This is a genomic window from Pseudomonas sp. Irchel 3E13, assembly GCF_900187455.1.
In the GTDB taxonomy this organism is placed as follows: Bacteria; Pseudomonadota; Gammaproteobacteria; order Pseudomonadales; family Pseudomonadaceae; genus Aquipseudomonas.
In genome coordinates this window covers 1-19,224 of record NZ_FYDX01000024.1, presented here as the reverse complement: position 1 = coordinate 19,224, position 19,224 = coordinate 1, and the positions used below count along the sequence as shown (strand labels likewise).

The 19,224-nt window shown below is 60.0% G+C and carries 14 protein-coding genes, 1 other RNA gene and 1 pseudogene; 10 read left to right on the top strand and 6 right to left on the bottom strand.

Annotated features, from left to right (window positions below):
- Nucleotides 1-12 precede the first annotated feature (12 nt).
- Together dnaK and grpE are read right to left on the bottom strand one after the other, a co-directional pair.
- Nucleotides 13-1,932 (bottom strand): molecular chaperone DnaK, encoded by a 1,920-nt coding sequence (gene dnaK / locus CKW37_RS29975; protein WP_095159726.1) that lies wholly within the window; start codon nt 1,930-1,932, stop codon nt 13-15.
- A gap of 102 nt (nt 1,933-2,034) precedes the next feature.
- On the bottom strand, nt 2,035-2,601 hold the full coding sequence (gene grpE / locus CKW37_RS29970; RefSeq protein WP_095159725.1) for a nucleotide exchange factor GrpE: 567 nt from the start codon (nt 2,599-2,601) through the stop codon (nt 2,035-2,037).
- Nucleotides 2,602-2,828: 227 nt separating this feature from the next.
- On the opposite strand from grpE, the gene recN reads away from it, so the two are divergent.
- The gene (recN, locus tag CKW37_RS29965) at nt 2,829-4,502 is read left to right on the top strand and encodes a DNA repair protein RecN (protein ID WP_095159724.1); all 1,674 of its coding nucleotides are present in this window, start codon (nt 2,829-2,831) and stop codon (nt 4,500-4,502) included.
- A 63-nt stretch (nt 4,503-4,565) separates the two neighbouring features.
- On the opposite strand, the gene fur is transcribed toward recN, so the two are convergent.
- Nucleotides 4,566-4,970, bottom strand: coding sequence for a ferric iron uptake transcriptional regulator (fur, locus tag CKW37_RS29960; protein ID WP_095159723.1), 405 nt, complete (start codon nt 4,968-4,970; stop codon nt 4,566-4,568).
- A gap of 97 nt (nt 4,971-5,067) precedes the next feature.
- On the opposite strand from fur, the gene CKW37_RS29955 reads away from it, so the two are divergent.
- Nucleotides 5,068-5,589: an outer membrane protein assembly factor BamE gene (locus CKW37_RS29955; RefSeq protein WP_095159722.1), complete on the top strand. Its 522-nt coding sequence runs from the start codon at nt 5,068-5,070 to the stop codon at nt 5,587-5,589.
- An 88-nt stretch (nt 5,590-5,677) separates the two neighbouring features.
- Here CKW37_RS29955 and CKW37_RS29950 read toward each other — a convergent pair whose 3' ends face one another.
- Nucleotides 5,678-6,112, bottom strand: coding sequence for a type II toxin-antitoxin system RatA family toxin (locus tag CKW37_RS29950; protein WP_095159721.1), 435 nt, complete (start codon nt 6,110-6,112; stop codon nt 5,678-5,680).
- Between the two features lie 209 nt (nt 6,113-6,321).
- On the opposite strand from CKW37_RS29950, the gene smpB reads away from it, so the two are divergent.
- On the top strand, nt 6,322-6,804 hold the full coding sequence (smpB, locus tag CKW37_RS29945; protein WP_095159720.1) for an SsrA-binding protein SmpB: 483 nt from the start codon (nt 6,322-6,324) through the stop codon (nt 6,802-6,804).
- A 79-nt stretch (nt 6,805-6,883) separates the two neighbouring features.
- Here the strand turns inward: smpB and CKW37_RS29940 are convergent, their stop codons facing one another.
- Complete coding sequence (locus tag CKW37_RS29940; RefSeq protein ID WP_095159719.1) at nt 6,884-7,651, bottom strand: GntR family transcriptional regulator; 768 nt, start codon at nt 7,649-7,651, stop codon at nt 6,884-6,886.
- Between the two features lie 254 nt (nt 7,652-7,905).
- On the opposite strand from CKW37_RS29940, the gene CKW37_RS29935 reads away from it, so the two are divergent.
- The 7 genes and pseudogenes from CKW37_RS29935 to CKW37_RS29905 all read left to right on the top strand — a co-directional run.
- Nucleotides 7,906-9,573 carry a lactate permease LctP family transporter gene (locus CKW37_RS29935; protein ID WP_095159718.1) on the top strand — a complete coding sequence of 556 codons (1,668 nt, stop codon included), beginning with the start codon at nt 7,906-7,908 and terminating at the stop codon, nt 9,571-9,573.
- A 69-nt stretch (nt 9,574-9,642) separates the two neighbouring features.
- Entirely contained in the window at nt 9,643-10,788 is a 1,146-nt protein-coding gene (gene lldD, locus CKW37_RS29930) for an FMN-dependent L-lactate dehydrogenase LldD (protein ID WP_095159717.1), read from the top strand.
- A 79-nt stretch (nt 10,789-10,867) separates the two neighbouring features.
- The gene (locus tag CKW37_RS29925; RefSeq protein WP_095159716.1) at nt 10,868-13,678 is read left to right on the top strand and encodes an FAD-binding and (Fe-S)-binding domain-containing protein; all 2,811 of its coding nucleotides are present in this window, start codon (nt 10,868-10,870) and stop codon (nt 13,676-13,678) included.
- Nucleotides 13,679-13,804: 126 nt separating this feature from the next.
- A complete protein-coding gene (locus CKW37_RS29920) occupies nt 13,805-14,083 on the top strand; it encodes a hypothetical protein (protein WP_095159715.1) in 279 nt (92 codons plus the stop codon).
- A 96-nt stretch (nt 14,084-14,179) separates the two neighbouring features.
- Nucleotides 14,180-14,571: a transfer-messenger RNA gene (gene ssrA / locus CKW37_RS29915) on the top strand.
- A gap of 173 nt (nt 14,572-14,744) precedes the next feature.
- Nucleotides 14,745-15,950 (top strand): integrase arm-type DNA-binding domain-containing protein, encoded by a 1,206-nt coding sequence (locus CKW37_RS29910; protein ID WP_034061331.1) that lies wholly within the window; start codon nt 14,745-14,747, stop codon nt 15,948-15,950.
- Nucleotides 15,951-16,089: 139 nt separating this feature from the next.
- A pseudogene (locus CKW37_RS29905) lies at nt 16,090-19,101 on the top strand (DEAD/DEAH box helicase family protein); the annotation flags it as partial.
- Between the two features lie 14 nt (nt 19,102-19,115).
- Here CKW37_RS29905 and CKW37_RS29900 read toward each other — a convergent pair.
- Nucleotides 19,116-19,224: IS3 family transposase (locus CKW37_RS29900; RefSeq protein ID WP_135192744.1), on the bottom strand; the 109-nt coding region annotated here is incomplete at its 5' end.

Sequence of the window (19,224 nt, the reverse complement as noted above, 5' to 3'; positions counted from 1 at the left end):
AACAAGCAGCAATTACTTGTTGTCTTTGACTTCTTCGAACTCCGCGTCGACGACGTCGTCGTGCTTGGCTTCGTCAGCCTGCTGTGCCTGAGCACCCGCTTCCGGCTTCTCGGCCTGCTCGGCGTACATCTTCTGAGCAACCGGAGCGGAGACTTTCGACAGTTCTTCGACCTTGGCATCGATAGCAGCCTTGTCGTCGCCTTTGACAGCAGCTTCCAGAGCAACAACAGCGGCTTCGATCGCCGACTTCTCGTCAGCAGTCACCTTGTCACCGGCGTCAGCGACCATCTTGCGAGTCGAGTGAACCAGCGCGTCACCCTGGTTACGGGCTACTGCCAGCTCTTCGAACTTGCGGTCCTCCTCGGCGTTGACTTCAGCGTCGCGGACCATCTGCTGGATTTCTTCCTCGGACAGACCGGAGTTGGCCTTGATCACGATGGACTGTTGCTTGCCGGTGGCCTTGTCTTTCGCGCCGACGTGCAGGATGCCGTTGGCGTCGATGTCGAAGGTCACTTCGATTTGTGGCACGCCACGTGGAGCAGGTGGAATCTCGGCCAGGTCGAACTTGCCCAGGGACTTGTTCTGTGCAGCCTGTTTACGCTCACCCTGCAGCACGTGAATGGTCACGGCGCCTTGGTTGTCATCGGCAGTCGAGAACACCTGCGACTTTTTGGTCGGGATGGTGGTGTTTTTCTCGATCAGCGCGGTCATCACGCCACCCATGGTTTCGATACCCAGGGTCAGCGGGCTGACGTCCAGCAGCAGCACGTCTTTCACGTCACCTGCCAGAACCGCACCCTGGATGGCAGCACCCATGGCAACAGCTTCGTCCGGGTTGACGTCTTTACGCGCTTCCTTGCCGAAGAAATCAGCAACGGTTTTCTGCACCAGCGGCATACGGGTCTGGCCACCGACCAGGATCACGTCGTCGATCTTGCTGACGTCGATACCGGCATCTTTCAGAGCGATGCGGCAAGGCTCGATGGTGCGCTGAACCAGGTCTTCGACCAGCGACTCCAGCTTGGCGCGGGAGATCTTCACGTTCAGGTGCTTCGGACCGGTCGCATCAGCAGTGATGTACGGCAGGTTGACGTCGGTCTGCTGGCTCGAGGACAGCTCGATCTTGGCTTTTTCAGCAGCTTCTTTCAGACGCTGCATCGCCAGCGGGTCACCTTTCAGGTTCATGCCGCTTTCTTTCTTGAACTCGTCGACGAGGTAGTCGATCAGGCGAATGTCGAAGTCTTCACCACCGAGGAACGTGTCACCGTTGGTTGCCAGTACTTCGAACTGATGCTCGCCGTCGACTTCAGCGATCTCGATCACCGACACGTCGAAGGTACCGCCACCCAGGTCATAAACGATGACGGTGTGGTCGCCACGGGCCTTGTCCATACCGTAGGCCAGAGCGGCCGCAGTGGGTTCGTTGATGATCCGTTTTACGTCCAGACCAGCAATGCGACCAGCGTCTTTGGTAGCCTGGCGCTGGCTGTCGTTGAAGTACGCAGGAACAGTGATGACCGCTTCGGTCACTGCTTCGCCGAGGTAGTCTTCGGCGGTTTTCTTCATCTTTTTCAGGACTTCGGCGCTGATTTGCGGCGGAGCCATTTTCTGACCATTCACTTCGACCCAGGCGTCGCTGTTGTCAGCCTTGACGATCTTGTACGGAACCATCTGGATGTCTTTCTGCACGACTTCTTCATCGAAGCGACGACCGATCAGACGTTTTACCGCGTACAGGGTGTTGTGCGGGTTGGTCACTGCCTGGCGCTTGGCCGACTGGCCAACCAGGATTTCGCCATCGTTGGCGTAAGCGATGATCGACGGCGTGGTGCGAGCGCCTTCGGCGTTCTCGATCACCTTGACGTTGCCGTTTTCCAGAATGGAGACGCAGGAGTTGGTAGTCCCCAGGTCGATACCGATAATTTTGCCCATGTTAACTCTCCCGAAACTTTGGATTTGGTTGCCGCAGTGGTGTTGGCCAACTGCGGTAGCACTTAAACGCTTGACACCTAGATGGGGGTCGCCAGGTTAATTTCAAGCCTTCTCGTCGATAGAAGGCGAAACTGGCGCTGGAGCCTTGCTGACCACGACCATGGCCGGGCGCAGCAGGCGACCATTGAGCTGATAGCCCTTCTGGAAGACCTTGAGCACGGTGTTCGGCTCGACCTCGGCACTTTCCTGCAGGGCCATTGCCTGGTGATGCTCGGCATTGAACGGCTCGCCGTGCGGATCAATGGCTTCGAGGTTGAAGCGCTTGAGGGTGTCCTGGAACATCTTCAGGGTCAGCTCGATGCCTTCGCGCATCGGACGAATGCTTTCGTCATCCGGGTTGGACAGCTCAAGGCCACGCTCCAGGCTGTCGATCACCGGCAGCAGGTCGCCAGCGAACTTCTCCAGAGCAAATTTGTGCGCCTTTTCCACGTCCTGTTCGGCGCGGCGGCGAATATTCTGCAGATCGGCCGCGGTACGCAGGGCCTGATCCTGGGCCGCCGCCAGTTGCTCTTCGAGCATCTGTACGCGCGCAGCCAACTCGTTGGCGCCCGCGTCGGCGGATTTGTCGGCGTTCAGATTCTGTTCGTCCAGCATCTGTTCATCAGCCATGAAATCTCTCCTCTCATTTCGTCAGCGAGCTCGACTCGCGTATCTGCCGGCCTATATGGGGTCGCAAAAAGCAGCTTCAAGGGTGATTGAACATCAATGTGGCGACGACATAACTGTCCGCGATCAAAACGCGGCCTCGGCGACGGAATCGGACTAAGCGCGGGCATTGTCAGGGAATTTGAAAACACTGTATAAATAACCAGACATTTTTTCTGGGAGCCGCCCGAATGCTGGTGCACCTGTCCATCCACAATTACGCCATCGTCGAACACCTCGATCTCGAACTCGCCCGAGGCATGAGCGTCATCACCGGCGAAACCGGTGCTGGCAAATCGATCATGCTCGACGCGCTCGGCCTGACGCTGGGTGATCGTGCCGACAGCGGCGTGGTGCGCCCCGGCGCGGACAAGGCCGACATCCTCGCGACCTTCGACCTGATCGACATTCCTGAAGCACGCACCTGGCTGGCCGAACGCGACCTCGATAACGACGGCCCATGCATTCTGCGTCGGGTCATCACCGCCGAGGGCCGTAGCCGCGGCTATATCAACGGCACGCCCTGCCCGCTGGGCGACCTCAAGGCGGTCGGCGAATTGCTGATCGACATCCACAGCCAGCACGAACACCAGTCGCTGCTGAAAACCGACACCCACCGTCGCCTGCTCGATGAGTACGCCGGCGCCACCGATCTTGCCCGCCAGGTGCAGATGGCAGCCCAGCGCTGGCGCCAGACACGCGCAGAGCTGGACCGACTGTGCAATTCCGGTGACGAGCAGCGCGCGCAACACCAGTTGCTCAGCTATCAACTGGAAGAGTTGGACAATCTCGGCCTCGGCGAAAACGAACTGGAGCAACTGGAACAGGAACACAAGAACCTGACCAATGCCGAAGCGCTGTTCGGTATCTGCCGCCAGGTGATCGACCACTGCAGCGAAAACGATTCGGGCAACGTGCTCAGCGCACTGACTGTCAGCCTTAACCGCCTGACCGCGATAAACAATGCACCGCACGCCCTGGGCGAGGCCGCCAACCTGATTGCCAGCGCACAGATCCAGGTCGAGGAAGCGGTGGGCGAGCTCAACCGTTTCCTCGACAACTTCGATGCCGACCCGGCACGGCTGCAGCAACTGGAAGAACGCCTGGATACGCTCTACACCCTGGCGCGCAAGCATCGCGTGCATCCCAGCGAATTGATCAGCCTGCAACAGCGCCTGGGCGAAGAACTGGAAAGCCTCAATGCCAACGACGAATCCATCGATCGGCTGGAGGAAGAACTGAAGGCGTATGCCCGTCATTACCACGAGAAGGCCAGCGAGCTCAGCGGACTGCGTCGGAGTGCGGCCAATCAGCTTGCCGCTGCGGTAGAAGTTGAAATTCAGCGCCTGGGAATGCCCGGAGGACGCTTCTGTATCGAGCTACGCGCTGGCAACAGCGATGACCTGCACCCACATGGCCTGGAACAGGTGGAGTTGCTGGTCAGCGCCAACCCTGGTCAACCACTCAAGGGCCTGGCAAAAGTGGCGTCAGGGGGCGAGCTGTCACGCATCAGCCTGGCCATCCAGGTGATCACCGCACAGACCTCACGCATCCCGACACTGGTATTCGACGAAGTGGATGTGGGGATCGGCGGCCCTACCGCAGAAATCGTCGGGCAATTGCTGCGCCGACTCGGCGAACGCGGCCAGGTACTGACCGTCACTCACCTGCCGCAGGTTGCCGCGCAAGGCCATCACCACCTGTTCGTGCACAAGGTCCGTAACAGCGATGCCACCCACACCGCGGTTGCCAGCCTGGGCAAGCGCGAACGCGTCGAGGAAGTTGCACGGATGCTCGGCGGCATCGATCTGACCAAGGAATCTCTCGCCCACGCCAAGAAGATGGTCGTGACCAGCAAAGCCTGACCCCGGAAAGCACGAAGGCGACCCTGAGGTCGCCTTCGAAGCTTTTGCCGCAAGCGCTAGCGCTTACTTCTTCTTGCGTACGTACAGCACCAGATTGTGATCAACCAGCTCGTAACCATGCTGGGCAACAATTTCTTTCTGACGCTTCTCGATTTCGGGATCGAAGAACTCGATCACCTCACCGGATTCCACGTTGACCATATGGTCGTGGTGGCCGCCGTCGGCCAGTTCGAATACCGCATGACCGCCGTCGAAGTTGTGACGCACGACCAGACCGGCCGCCTCGAACTGGGTCAGAACACGGTACACCGTGGCCAGGCCAACATCTTCTCCCGCTTCCATCAATGCCTTGTAGACATCTTCAGCGCTCATATGGCGCTGCTCGGTGGAGTCGAGCATCTGTAGGATCTTGACTCGAGGCAGGGTTACCTTGAGACCGGCTTTGCGCAGTTCGCTATTTTCAACCATGGTCAGCTTTCTCGCCGATGCTGCTTCGCAGCTTCTCTGAATACGGGTATGATCGGGGTTTACGTTGTCCAGCCAAGATAGTGGAAGTCGCCCACCGATGCAAAACACCAAGCTCTTGCTAACCAGCCTCACCCTCGTGGGACTGCTCGCACTCGCCGGTTGCTCGTTTCCCGGGGTTTACAAAATCGACATCCAGCAGGGCAATGTCGTGACGCAGGACATGATAGACCAATTGCGCCCCGGAATGACCCGTCGGCAAGTACGGTTTATCATGGGCAACCCGCTGATCCAGGATACGTTCCATACCAATCGCTGGGACTACCTGTATAGCCTGCAGCCAGGCGGCGGCGAGCGCCAACAGGAACGCATCAGTATTTTCTTCAACGAAAGCGACCAACTGGCCAGCCTGTCCGGCGACTTCATGCCAGGCGTGAGCCGCGACCAGGAAATCCTCGGCAGCGAGAGCAACACCACCGTCACCCAGCCTGAACAACAGGTCAAGCCGGTGAAAGTGGACAAGCCAGCACGCCCTGGCTCGCTGGAAGACAAGATCCAGCGCGACGTCGATACCATCGAAGTCATGCCTGTCCCGGTTCAGGAACCACTGCAAACGCAGTGATCCGAAGCCACAAAAAAGCCCGAACATGTTCGGGCTTTTTTACGTCTGTCTTCAGCGGCCGGCTTGATTGAAGACCCTTCTTACCCTCTCAACCGTTGAGCTGCTTGGCCCGCTGACAGAACGCATCGACCAGCGTGTTGGCGGCCTGGTTGAACAGCGGCCCCAAGGTCGCGCGCACCAGTGCCCCGGAATACTCGAAGGACAGATCAAGACTGATCTTGCAGGCCTTCTCACCCAGCGGCTTGAACACCCAGAGCCCGTGCAACTGACTGAACGGCCCCTCCTCCAGATTCATTTCAATGGACTGCCCCGGCACCAGCACATTCCGGGTTACGAAATGCTGGCTGATACCGCCCTTGGCCACCTCGACCTTGGCCCGCATATGCGTCTCGCTGACTTCCAGTACCGTGCTCGCCGAGCACCACGGCAGAAACTCCGGATAGCGCGCAACATCGTTGACCAGATCGTAGAGTGACCGAGCGGGATAAGGCAGCAGGGCCGACCGTTGAATATGGGTAGTCATCCAGGCGTCATTTCCAAAACTGAGCGAAAAAAGCAAACCGGCGCCACTAGAACAAAGAATGCGGCACCCGGCAACCGGCCAAATGCCACATCACTGATGACAGCGGAGTGGCCGAAAAATGCGGGCATTGTCCGGGATTCATTGCGAGGGCTCAAGCTCACCACTCCCCCGTAGCCGACGACGCAACGACTGCCTATAATGCCGCCCCTATGGCCAAACAAACGAAACATCCGACAGGGACCATCGCGCAGAACAAGAAAGCGCGACACGATTACTTCATCGAACACAAATTCGAGGCCGGACTGGTCCTGTCCGGTTGGGAAGTAAAAAGCCTGCGTGCCGGCAAGGCGCACCTGGTGGACAGCTACGTGCTGCTCAAGGACGGTGAAGCCTGGCTGATGGGCAGCCACATTACTCCGTTGACGGCAGCCAGCACCCACGTCATTGCCGACCCGACACGCACCCGCAAGCTGCTGCTCAATCGCCGCGAACTGGAACGTCTGTTCGTGGGCGTGCAGCAGAAGGGCTATACCTGCGTCGCGCTGTCCATGTACTGGAGCAAGCACTTGATCAAGTGCGAGATCGCTCTGGGCAAGGGCAAAAAGGAATACGACAAGCGCGACACACAGCGCGAGCGTGATTCCGATCGCGAATTGCAGCGCGCAGTGCGCAACAAAGGGCGCGAAGACTGATTCATCTGCATTCAGTCTTTCAAGGCCTCATCGCTGGCCGGGCGGCGCTCCGCTTGCCAGCGATGGCCGTGCACATCATTCAACGGCCCTTGCGTCGCTCCGCCCGCGCCACCCGCTGAACCTCCTGCCTCACCTCCTCCAACACTTCCTGCACATACAGAATGTGTCGGCTCGACACTTCGCGAGCGTCCTGCGCGCGTCCTTCGACAATCGCCAGATACAAATCGCGGTGCTGACTGATCAGCATGTCGCGGGTTTCCGTGCGCTGCTTGTACATCCCGCCGATGTTGGTCACCACGTTGCGCTTGAGCAGATCGAACAGCCCGCGAATGGTGTGCAGCAACACCGCGTTATGGCTGGCTTCAGCAATCGCCAGATGGAAGCGCGCATCCGCAGCGCCCTCTTCCGCCCGACTGACTTCGTCGCACCGGGTGTAGCAGTCCTGCAAGGTATCGAACGCCGCCTTGAGCCGCTCACGATCCACATCCGTGGCGCGCATGGCCGCGTAATACGCGCATGACGCCTCAAGGGTATGGCGGAACTCCAGCAGGTCGCGCTGGGCTTCAGGATTGTTTTCGAGCAGTTGCAGCAATGGATCACTGAAGGTCGTCCCCAGCGATTCAACCACATAGTTGCCACCGCCCTGGCGGCTGACCAGCATGCCTTTGGCCACCAGTTTCTGGATTGCCTCGCGCAACGACGGGCGCGACACACCGAACTGTTCAGCCAGCACCCGCTCGGCCGGCAAGCGCTCGCCGGCGGTCAGGGTGCCCTCAAGAATCATTCCTTCCAGCCGCTCGACGATATCGTCGGACAAACGGCGCTGGCGGACCTGGTCGAAAACCATCGCGTGCTCTCCACAATCCCGAGTCAGTTCGGGGCCGTCTATTTTGGCCTATCCGGCCACCCGCCACACCACTCAGTTGGCAAGTTTCCTTACCACTCAGTCAGATCCTTCCCACGGCATCCGACGAAAGTTTTACCGGGACAAATTGACACACCGATAAGGAGGCTTTTAACCTAGCGCCTCGACATTGTAAATTGGTATTACCAATTAACCAATGCCAGTGCCTGACCAACAACAATTAGGGGCCACCCAACATGCAAACATGGCAACAAATCTATAGCCCGCTTGGTAGTCTCGGCCTGTCCGCACTGGCGGCGGTCATTCCAATCGTCTTCTTCTTCCTGGCGCTGGCCGTGTTCCGCCTCAAGGGACACATTGCAGGCAGCATCACGCTGGGCCTGTCGATTCTGGTCGCGATCTTCGCCTTCCAGATGCCTGCCGACATGGCGCTCGCTGCCGCCGGTTACGGCTTCGCCTATGGTCTGTGGCCGATTGCCTGGATCATCGTCGCCGCAGTCTTCCTGTACAAACTGACGGTCAAGAGTGGCCAGTTCGAAGTGATCCGCAGCTCGGTGCTGTCGATTACCGACGACCAACGCCTGCAAGTGCTGCTGATCGGCTTCTGCTTCGGCGCCTTCCTTGAAGGTGCGGCCGGCTTCGGTGCTCCGGTGGCCATCACCGCCGCCCTGCTCGTGGGCCTCGGCTTCAACCCGCTGTACGCCGCCGGCCTGTGCCTGATCGCCAACACCGCGCCCGTCGCCTTTGGCGCCCTGGGTATCCCGATCATCGTCGCGGGCCAGGTCACCGGTATCGATGCGTTCCACATCGGCGCCATGACCGGTCGTCAACTGCCGCTGCTGTCGCTGTTCGTACCGTTCTGGCTGGTGTTCATGATGGACGGCCTGCGTGGTGTGAAAGAAACCTGGCCTGCCGCCCTGGTTGCCGGCCTGAGCTTCGCCGTCACCCAGTACTTCACCTCGAACTTCATTGGCCCAGAGCTGCCGGACATCACCTCGGCCCTCGCCAGCCTGATCTCCCTGACCCTGTTCCTGAAGGTCTGGCAGCCCAAGCGCTCGTTCACTACCGCCACTGGTAGCGTCGGTGCCGCCGTGGTCAATACCGGCAGCCAACCTACGCCGTACAGCCTGGGTGAAATCTTCAAGGCCTGGTCGCCGTTCCTGATCCTGACCGTGCTGGTCACCATCTGGACCCTGAAGCCATTCAAGGCCGCGTTCGCCTCTGGTGGCGCGATGTACAACTGGGTGTTCAACTTCGCCATCCCGCACCTGGATCAACTGGTCATCAAGACCGCCCCGATCGTCACCGCGCCAACCGCGATGCCGGCGGTGTTCAAGCTCGACCCGATTTCCGCCACCGGTACCGCGATCTTCATCTCGGCGCTGCTGTCGATGATCGTCCTGAAGATCAATTTCAAAACTGGTCTGACCACTTTGAAGGAGACCTTCTACGAACTGCGCTGGCCGATCCTGTCCATCGGCATGGTTCTGGCGTTCGCCTTCGTCACCAACTACTCGGGCATGTCGTCGACCATGGCCCTGGTACTGGCCGGCACCGGCGCCGCGTTCCCTTTCTTCTCGCCGTTCCTCGGCTGGCTGGGCGTGTTCCTGACCGGTTCGGACACCTCGTCCAACGCCCTGTTCAGCTCGCTGCAGGCCACCACCGCCCACCAGATCGGAGTCAACGACACCCTGCTGGTCGCGGCGAACACCAGCGGCGGCGTGACCGGCAAGATGATTTCCCCGCAATCCATCGCCGTGGCCTGCGCCGCCACCGGCCTGGTCGGCAAGGAATCGGACCTGTTCCGCTTCACCCTCAAGCACAGCCTGTTCTTCGCCACCATCGTTGGCGTGATCACTCTGGTCCAGGCCTACTGGCTGACCGGGATGCTGGTTCAACACTAAAGTGACAGGGGCCGGGCGCGTCACGGCGCGCCCGGCAGCCGCCTTCTCACACAAACGCTGCGAGACCCCATGATCATTTCCGCCTCCACCGACTATCGCGCCGCGGCCCAGAGCAAGCTACCGCCATTCCTGTTCCATTACGCCGACGGTGGCGCCTACGCCGAATACACCCTGCGCCACAACGTCGAAGACCTGGCCAGCATCGCCCTGCGTCAGCGCGTTCTGAAGAACATGTCCGAACTCAGCCTGCAGACCCGGCTGTTCGATGAAACCCTGAACATGCCGGTCGTGCTGGCACCGGTCGGCCTGACCGGCATGTACGCCCGCCGTGGCGAAGTCCAGGCTGCCCGCGCGGCTGCCGCCAAGGGCATTCCCTTCACCATGTCGACGGTCTCGGTCTGCCCGATCGAAGAAGTTGCCCCGGCCATCGACCGGCCAATGTGGTTCCAGCTTTACGTGCTCAAGGACCGCGGCTTCATGCGCAACGCCCTGGAGCGTGCCAAGGCAGCCGGCGTGAAGACCCTGGTATTCACCGTCGACATGCCGGTTCCCGGCGCTCGCTACCGCGATGCCCACTCCGGCATGAGCGGTCCGAACGCACCGCTGCGCCGCGTCTGGCAAGCCATGACTCACCCACAATGGGCGCTTGATGTCGGCCTGCTGGGTCGCCCTCACGACCTGGGCAACATCTCCAAATACCGTGGCAACCCCACCGGTCTGGCCGACTACATCGGCTGGCTGGGCAACAACTTCGACCCGTCGATCTCCTGGAAAGACCTGGAGTGGATCCGCGAATTCTGGGACGGCCCGATGATCATCAAGGGCATCCTCGATCCGGACGACGCCCGCGACGCAGTGAAATTCGGCGCCGACGGCATCGTCGTGTCGAACCATGGTGGTCGACAGCTCGACGGCGTGCTGTCCAGCGCCCGCGCCCTGCCGGCCATCGCCGACGCGGTGAAGGGTGACATCACCATTCTCGCCGACTCCGGTATCCGCAGCGGCCTGGACGTGGTGCGCATGATCGCCCTCGGTGCCGACACCGTGATGATCGGCCGCGCCTTCCTCTATGCCCTGGCCACCCACGGCGAGGCCGGCGTACGCAACCTGCTGGACCTGTTCGAGAAAGAAATGCGCGTGGCCATGGTGCTCACGGGCGCCAAGTCCATCAGCGAAATCACTCGCGACTCGCTGGTCCGCGAACTGGGCGCCTGATAGCGCGCCCACACCCCACACCGCCTGATTGACCGGGGCACGCGGCGCGCCAGACGCCGCGGCCCCGCGAGGAGACTGCATGAGCCTGCCCGCCTCGTTCCTGCGCGACGCCGAGCGACTGATTCCCGCCGAGCGCCGCTTCGACGACCCCACCTCCACCCTGGCCTTCGGTACCGATGCCAGCTTCTACCGGCTGATCCCCAAGCTGGTGGTGCGCGTCGAATCCGAGGACGAAGTGGTCGGCCTGATCCACCTGGCCCAGCGCGACCGCGTGCCGGTCACCTTCCGCGCCGCCGGCACCAGCCTGTCCGGCCAGGCCATCAGCGACTCGGTGCTGATCGTTCTCGGCGACAACTGGAACGGTCGCGAGATTCGCGGACAGGGCGAGCAGATCCGCCTGCAACCCGGGGTCATCGGCGCCCAGGCCAACGCCTGGCTGGCACCGTTCGGCCGCAAGATCGGCCCCGACCCGGCCTCGATCAACGCCTGCAAGATCGGCGGCATCGTCGCCAATAACGCCAGCGGCATGTGCTGCGGCACCGCACAGAACACCTATCACACCCTGGCCGGCCTGCGCCTGGTGCTGGCCGACGGCACGCGCCTGGACAGCGAAGATCCGGCCAGCGTCGCCGCCTTCGAAAACAGCCACGCCGACCTGTTGAACGAACTCGCCCGCCTCGGCCGCGAGACCCGCGCCAACAGCGAACTGGCTGACCGCATCCGGCATAAATACCGGCTGAAGAACACCACAGGTCTGTCCCTCAATGCGCTGGTGGACTACGACCAGCCGCTCGACATCCTGCAGCACCTGCTGGTCGGTTCCGAAGGCACGCTGGGCTTCATCAGCGCCGTGACCTACGACACCGTCGTCGATCACCCGCACAAAGCCTCCGCGCTGATCGTCTTCCCGACCGTGGAAAGCTGCTGCAAGGCCGTCACCGTGCTCAAGCAACAACCGGTCTCGGCGGTGGAACTGCTCGACCGTCGCAGCCTGCGCTCGGTGCAGAACAAACCGGGCATGCCGGAATGGGTGAAAGGGCTTTCGGACAACGCCTGTGCCCTGCTGATCGAATCCCGCGCCGCCAGTCAGAGCCTGCTGCACGAGCAACTGGGGCTGATCATGGCCTCCATCGCCGAATTCCCGCTGGAGCAGAAAGTCGACTTCAGCGAAGACCCGGCGGTGTACAACCTGCTGTGGAAAATTCGCAAAGACACCTTCCCCGCTGTCGGCGCAGTGCGTCAGACCGGGACCACGGTAATCATCGAAGACGTCACCTTCCCCGTCGAACAATTGGCCGAGGGCGTCAACCGGCTGATCCAGTTGTTCGACAAGCACCGTTACGACGAGGCGATCATTTTCGGCCACGCGCTGGAAGGTAACCTGCACTTCGTCTTCACCCAAGGCTTCAACAGCGCCGTGGAAGTCGCGCGCTACCAGAGCTTCATGGACGACGTGGCGCAACTGGTGGCCGTGGAGTTCGGCGGCTCGCTCAAGGCCGAGCACGGCACCGGGCGCAACATGGCACCGTTCGTGGAGCTGGAATGGGGCAACGACGCTTACCAATTGATGTGGAAACTCAAGCGTCTGCTCGACCCCAACGGCATCCTCAACCCGGATGTGGTGCTCAGCGAAGACCCGGATATCCATCTGAAAAATCTGAAACCGTTGCCGGCCGCCGACGAGATCGTCGACAAGTGCATCGAGTGCGGTTTCTGTGAACCGGTCTGTCCGTCCAAGGGGCTGACCCTGAGTCCGCGCCAGCGCATCGTCATGTGGCGGGACATTCAGGCAAGGAAGCGCGCCGGCGAAGATACCGCGGCGCTGGAACGTGACTATCAGTACCAAGGCATCGACACCTGCGCGGCCACCGGGCTCTGCGCCCAGCGCTGCCCGGTCGGGATCAACACCGGTGAGCTGGTGAAGAAACTGCGCGGCGAAGCGGCCCATCACGGCAAGACCGCCGACTGGCTGGCGGAGAATTTCCACACCGCCCTCAGTGGCGCGCGACTGACCCTGCGGGTCGCCAATGGTGCTCGTCGCCTGCTCGGCGCACCGCGCCTGAGCCGCATCAGCCGTTCGTTGAGCAAGGTCAGCAACGGCCGCCTGCCACATTGGACGCCGGCCATGCCGCAACCGCTGAAGAACCCGCTGGTGAGTGTGGCCAGCAACGATGCGCGGCCTCGCGTGGTGTACCTGGCGGCCTGCGTGTCGCGGGTGATGGGTCCGGCGGCGGCGGATCGCGAACAGACCTCGCTGCTGGACAAGACCCGCGGCCTGCTGGAAAAAGCCGGCTATCAAGTGATCTTCCCGGACAACCAGGACAGCCTCTGCTGCGGCCAGCCGTTCGCCTCCAAAGGCTACGCCGAACAGGCCGAGCACAAGCGTCAGGAACTGATCAGCGCCCTGCTGCATGCCAGCCGTGGCGGCCTCGACCCGATCTACTGCGACACCAGCCCGTGCACCCTGCGCCTGGTGCAGGACCTGGCCGACACTCGCCTGGACATGTACGACCCGGTGCGCTTCATCCGCACCCATCTGCTGGACAAGCTTGAGTTCACGCCGCAGGACGCCCCGATTGCCGTGCATGTGACCTGCAGCACCCAGCACCTGGGCGAGAGCCAGGCACTGATCGACCTCGCGCGAATGTGCAGCAAGGACGTGGTGATTCCGGAAGGTATTCATTGCTGTGGATTTGCCGGCGACAAGGGCTTCACCACGCCGGAGCTGAATGCCCACTCGCTGCGCAGCCTGAAGGATGCCGTGCAGTATTGCAGCGAAGGCATTTCCACCAGCCGGACCTGTGAGATCGGCCTGTCCAACCATGGCGGGATCGATTATCACGGGCTCGTCTATCTGGTGGACCGGGTGACCCGCGCCCGCGCGATCTGAGCCAATCGCGGCGGGCCGTTACCGGTCAACGGCCCGCCGCGAGATTCATCTGAACCCCTGGCAAGCGGCGAAGTCCATCCTGATAGGCCCCATCTTCCCGAGGCCTTCCCAGCCAAGGAGATTCACATGAAGCGTACTGTGATTACCGGACTGTTCATGAGCGCCGCACTGCTTGCATCCCCTGTGTTTGCCGCGGACGACCTGTGTGCTGCGAACCTGCAGAAAATCGACGATCAAGCGGCCACCCTCAGCACGACCTCGGAAAACCTCGCCAAGTCAGTCAAGGAACAAACCGACGACGCCCGCGCCGCCCAGGCGGCAGGCAACGACAAGGACTGCATCGCCCTCACCACGAAGGCCCTGAAGGATCTGGAAGACAGCACCAAAGGCGGCGGTAACCAGTGAGCCAGCGCATCCGGGCGATGGTGTACGTCGCCCGGATGATGGCGTATACTCCGCCCCACGCGCTGGATAAAGGCGCTCAGCTAGAGAGCAACAATTGGGGCCGATTAGGATTCGACGCCGGTAGTGAAACTCTAGGTGCATGCCGAGTTGGTAACAGAACTCGTAAATCCACTGTTGCAACTTTCTATAGTTGCCAATGACGAAACCTACGAGGGCTACGCTCTCGCTGCGTAAGCAGCCGAGCCCGCTCTTCTGGTAGCTTCGGCTCCAGCAATCACTAGGGGATGCCTGTAAACCCGAAGTGATTGTCATACAGAACAGGATCGCCGTGCAGTACGTTGTGGACGAATCGGCTAAAACTTACACAACTCGTCCAAAGCACCCTGCCCGTCGGGCGGCTGCGGATTAACTCAGTAGACACGGCTAAGCATGTAGTACCGACAGCGGAACACTGGCGGACGGGGGTTCAAATCCCCCCGGCTCCACCAATTTGTCTTCCCAGGAAGGCCCAGAAAAGCCGTAAAGCCTAGAGAAATCAAAGCTTTACGGCTTTTTTATTGCCCACGTTTTCCCACCTAATCCCAGGGCATCCCACGGTTGACGGGGGCATATATGGGGGCATAAAACGCTCATCAGCTCGCTCGGAGAGGATGTGCCCCCAATGCCTTTGAAAGACACCAACTGCCGCAACGCCAAGCCCCAGGACAAGCCATATCGTCTGTATGACGAACAGGGTTTGTACCTTGAAGTTCAGCCCAACGGAGGCCGTTACTGGCGCTTGAAGTACCGATTTTTGGGAAAGGAAAAGCGGCTGGCTCTTGGTGTTTACCCCGAGGTCGGTTTGCAGGATGCTCGGCGCAAGCGTGATGACGCGCGTGTTCAGCTTGCCGGCGGCCAAGACCCTTCTCTGCAAAGACGTATGGCCAAGGTGGTCAGCCAGCTCGATCACCAGCACACCTTTGAGTCCGTTGCTAAGCAATGGCTCACCATTCGCGAATCATCCTGGGATCCGGAGTACACCCGCACGGTGCGGCAGCGCCTTGAGCTCAATGCCTTCCCCTGGCTGGGAAAACTCCCGATCAGCAGCATCAGCACGCCCATGCTGGTCGAAAACCTCCAGCGCATCATCAAGCGCGGTGCTCGCGAGACGGCGCGTCGTGTAGCCCAAATCTACAAACAGATTTTCGAGTTCGCCGAAGCTGCCGGAATCACCCCACCCAACCAGATTGGTAACCTCTCTCGTACGCTCCCAGCCAAGCGGGTGAAACACTTTGCCGCCGTGACCGATCCTGAAAAGCTCGGCGCACTGCTCAAAGCACTGGATAGCTACACGGGAACACTGCCTGTTTGTTGTGCCCTCAAATTGGCCCCGTTGCTGTTCTGCCGGCCCGGTGACCTGCGCCACATGGAGTGGTCGGAGGTCAATCTGGATGCGGGCGAGTGGTTGATTCCCGGCCACAAGATGAAAGGGCTCACTGCCACCAAACAGGATCGGCCGGATCATTTGGTTCCTCTCAGCCAACAAGCAGTCGCGGTTCTGCGCGAGCTGAAACCACTCACCGGCAGACATCGGTACGCCTTCCCCTCGGCACGAGGAGGCGACCGGCCGATGTCCAACAATGCCGTACTCAGTGCGTTACGCCGCATGGACATCAGCGGCGACGAAATGACCGGGCACGGCTTTCGTGCGACAGCGAGAACCATAGGTGCTGAGGTGCTGGGGTTTCGCCCAGATCTCCTGGAGCATCAGCTTGCTCACACGGTAAAAAATCCGCTGGGACGCGCATACGATCGAACCACCTTCTTGCCGGAGCGCCGGGAAATGATGCAGACATGGGCAGACTATTTGGACTCGATAAAAAACTGAATGCGCCCCATACACTCAGCCGGCACCCTTGAAGTCGGTACAAGCACCATCGCTTCGCATCAGTACGGGCTGAATTGCTAAACTACGTGGATTTGGCGTCTGCAATGCGCCACGCGTAGTTCAAAAGGAATTCCTGCCGATGTCAGCCTTATCAGCTTTGCTCAATACCTACCGCAGCGCTTCTGTCACCGAGCGAGAAAAAGGCACCTACTTCGAAGAGCTGATCTGTACCTACCTGCGTAATGAAGCCACCTACCGCGACCTATACGACAAAGTGTGGACGTATGCCGAATGGGCGAAGGAACAAGGTCTCAGTGGCAAGGATGCGGGCATCGACCTAGTCGCGCGCACCCAGGGAATTGGCGAGTACCACGCCATCCAGTGCAAGCTGTACGCCGAAGACTACAAAGTCCAGAAGAAGGATATCGACAGCTTCTTTACCGCATCCGGCAAGGCACCGTTCTCGCATCGCATCATCGTGGCCACCACGAACAACTGGAGCGAGCACGCCGAAGATGCTTTGCAAGGGCAGCAGCTTTCGATCAACAAGATCGACCTGCAAGCCCTAGAAGAAAGCCAGATCGACTGGACTAGGTATCAGCCCCACGAAAAACCGATACTGAAAGCAAAAAAATCACTTGAGGACGAGAAATATCAGCACCAGAAAACCGCGCTGAATGCTGTTGCAGCAGGCCTCAAAAATGCCGAGCGTGGCAAGCTGATCATGGCCTGCGGTACGGGCAAAACCTTCACCAGCTTGAAGATTGCCGAGCGTCTGGCCGGTAAGGGCAAGCGTGTGCTGTTCCTGGTGCCCAGTCTCTCGCTGCTGTCGCAGACCCTCACCGAGTGGACGCAAGAAAGTGAAACCCCGCTCCACAGCTTCGCCGTGTGCTCCGACAGCGATGTAGGCAAGAAGCGCAAGGCCGATGAGGATACCCCGCAGGTCTTTGCTCACGAACTGCGCTACCCGGCCACCACCAAGGCGGATCGCCTCGCGGCGGAAATGCTTAAGCGCCACGATGCCGAGCACATGAGCGTTGTGTTCTCCACCTATCACTCCATCGATGTAATCAGCCGCGCCCAGCACGAGTACGACCTGGCAGCATTCGACCTAGTGATCTGCGACGAAGCGCACCGGACAACAGGCGCAACCTTCGACGATGATGACGAAAGCAGCTTCGTGCGCATCCATGACGCCGACTACATCCGCTCCGCTAAACGCCTGTACATGACCGCCACGCCGCGCATCTACGGTGACAACGCCAAGCTCAAGGCCGAGTCCGGCGAAGTCACCCTGTGCTCGATGGATGACGAAGCGCTGTACGGCAAAGAGTTGTTCGTCATCAACTTTTCCGAGGCCGTTCAGCGAGGTCTGCTCACCGACTACAAGGTGTTGGTACTCACCGTCGAGGAAAGCACCATCAGCCGCCGCCTTCAGGACATGCTGAAGGACGAGAACAACCAGCTCAAGGTAGACGACGCCGCCAAGATCGTCGGTTGCTGGAAGGCGCTGGCCAAGCAGGGACTGGCGGAAAATCTGGTGGGTGATGATCAACCCATGAAGCGCGCTGTAGCTTTCTGCCAGGTGATCTCGCCCAACTATAAAGGCACCAAGCATAAGGTCAGCTCGATCAACATCGCGAGCATGTTCCAGTCGGTGGTGGAGGCTTATCAGGAGTCAGAAAACATTGATGAGGCCTCCCGCATCATATGCGAAGCCGCACACGTCGATGGCGGCATGAATGCCAGTGCCAAGGAAACCAAGCTCAACTGGCTCAAGGAAGAACCGCCAGCCAACACCTGCCGCATACTCAGCAACGTGCGCTGCCTGTCTGAAGGTGTGGACGTGCCGGCGCTGGATGCCGTGCTCTTCCTCACCCCGCGTAATTCCCAGGTGGACGTGGTGCAGTCCGTTGGCCGGGTAATGCGCAACGCACCGGGCAAGAAGCGTGGCTATGTGGTGCTGCCGGTGGTTATTCCTGCCGGTATGGAGCCCCACGAAGCGCTCAACGACAACCAGACCTATAAGGTGGTCTGGCAGGTGCTTCAGGCACTGCGCTCGCACGACGACAGCTTCGACGCCATGGTCAACAAGCTCGATCTGATCGGCTCTGACCCGCGCAAGATGGAAGTCATCGCCATCACCGACAAGGCCGATAAAAAGGCCAGGAAAGCTAGCGGCACCAGCAACGGCCAGGCAGGCAAAGGCCAGTACGGCATTGGTGAGAAACGCGCTAAGTACGATGTCGAAGGCCAGATGACCCAGCAGGCCGAGCTGGCCTATGAGGTGGGGGAAATCGAGAAGGCCATCTACGCCAAGATCGTCGACAAGTGCGGCAACCGCCACCACTGGGAAGACTGGGCCAACGACATCGCCAAGATCGCCCGCACCCATATCGACCGTATCCAAGGCATTTTGGAGAACCCTGAATACATCAAGGAGAGAGCGACTTTCGAGGCTTTCGCCGCTGAGCTGCGCGATGATCTCAACGACAGTATCAGCGATGGCGAGATCATCGAAATGCTTGCCCAGCATCTGGTAACCAAGCCAGTGTTCGATGCGCTGTTCGAGGAATACAGCTTCGCCAGCCACAACCCCATGTCCAAGGCAATGCAAGGCGTGCTGGACGCGCTCCATGAGCATCACCTGGCCAAGGAAGCCGACACACTGGAAAAGTTCTACTCCAGCGTTCGTCAACGCGCTGCCGGCATCGACAACGCCCAAGGCAAGCAGAAGATCATCGTCGAGCTGTATGACAAATTCTTTGCCAATGCTTTCCCTAAGCTGCGTGACAAGCTGGGTATCGTTTACACCCCGGTTCAGGTAGTGGACTTCATCCTCCATAGTGTCAACCACCTTCTGCAACAGGAGTTCGGCCAAACTCTCGGCAGCAAGGGCGTCCATATCATCGATCCCTTTACTGGCACCGGTACCTTTATCACCCGGTTGATCCAGTCGGGCTTGATCAAGCCGGAAGAACTGTCGCACAAGTTCAAGCATGAGATCCATGCCAACGAGCTGGTACTGCTGGCCTATTACATCGCCGCCATCAATATCGAGGCAGCCTATCACGGTCAAGTAATTGACGAGTACACACCGTTCGAAGGCATTTGCCTGACCGACACCTTCCAGATGTATGAGAAGGATGAATCGCCCCTGGTTTCCTAGACACTCTCCAAGCTCAGGAAATAGCGTTTCTCATACTCTACTGGAGACAGCTGCATAGCACTGCTGTGTCGGCGTTTAGGGTTATAGAACATCTCGATGTAATCG

Coding starts and splice junctions, on each gene's coding strand:
- smpB (WP_095159720.1), top strand. CDS start 6,322: ATGGCCAAACAAACGAAACATCCGACAGGGACCATCGCGCAGAACAAG.
- CKW37_RS29935 (WP_095159718.1), top strand. CDS start 7,906: ATGCAAACATGGCAACAAATCTATAGCCCGCTTGGTAGTCTCGGCCTG.
- CKW37_RS29950 (WP_095159721.1), bottom strand. CDS start 6,112: ATGACTACCCATATTCAACGGTCGGCCCTGCTGCCTTATCCCGCTCGG.
- grpE (WP_095159725.1), bottom strand. CDS start 2,601: ATGGCTGATGAACAGATGCTGGACGAACAGAATCTGAACGCCGACAAA.
- recN (WP_095159724.1), top strand. CDS start 2,829: ATGCTGGTGCACCTGTCCATCCACAATTACGCCATCGTCGAACACCTC.
- fur (WP_095159723.1), bottom strand. CDS start 4,970: ATGGTTGAAAATAGCGAACTGCGCAAAGCCGGTCTCAAGGTAACCCTG.
- CKW37_RS29920 (WP_095159715.1), top strand. CDS start 13,805: ATGAAGCGTACTGTGATTACCGGACTGTTCATGAGCGCCGCACTGCTT.
- CKW37_RS29910 (WP_034061331.1), top strand. CDS start 14,745: ATGCCTTTGAAAGACACCAACTGCCGCAACGCCAAGCCCCAGGACAAG.
- CKW37_RS29955 (WP_095159722.1), top strand. CDS start 5,068: ATGCAAAACACCAAGCTCTTGCTAACCAGCCTCACCCTCGTGGGACTG.
- CKW37_RS29925 (WP_095159716.1), top strand. CDS start 10,868: ATGAGCCTGCCCGCCTCGTTCCTGCGCGACGCCGAGCGACTGATTCCC.
- lldD (WP_095159717.1), top strand. CDS start 9,643: ATGATCATTTCCGCCTCCACCGACTATCGCGCCGCGGCCCAGAGCAAG.
- CKW37_RS29940 (WP_095159719.1), bottom strand. CDS start 7,651: ATGGTTTTCGACCAGGTCCGCCAGCGCCGTTTGTCCGACGATATCGTC.
- dnaK (WP_095159726.1), bottom strand. CDS start 1,932: ATGGGCAAAATTATCGGTATCGACCTGGGGACTACCAACTCCTGCGTC.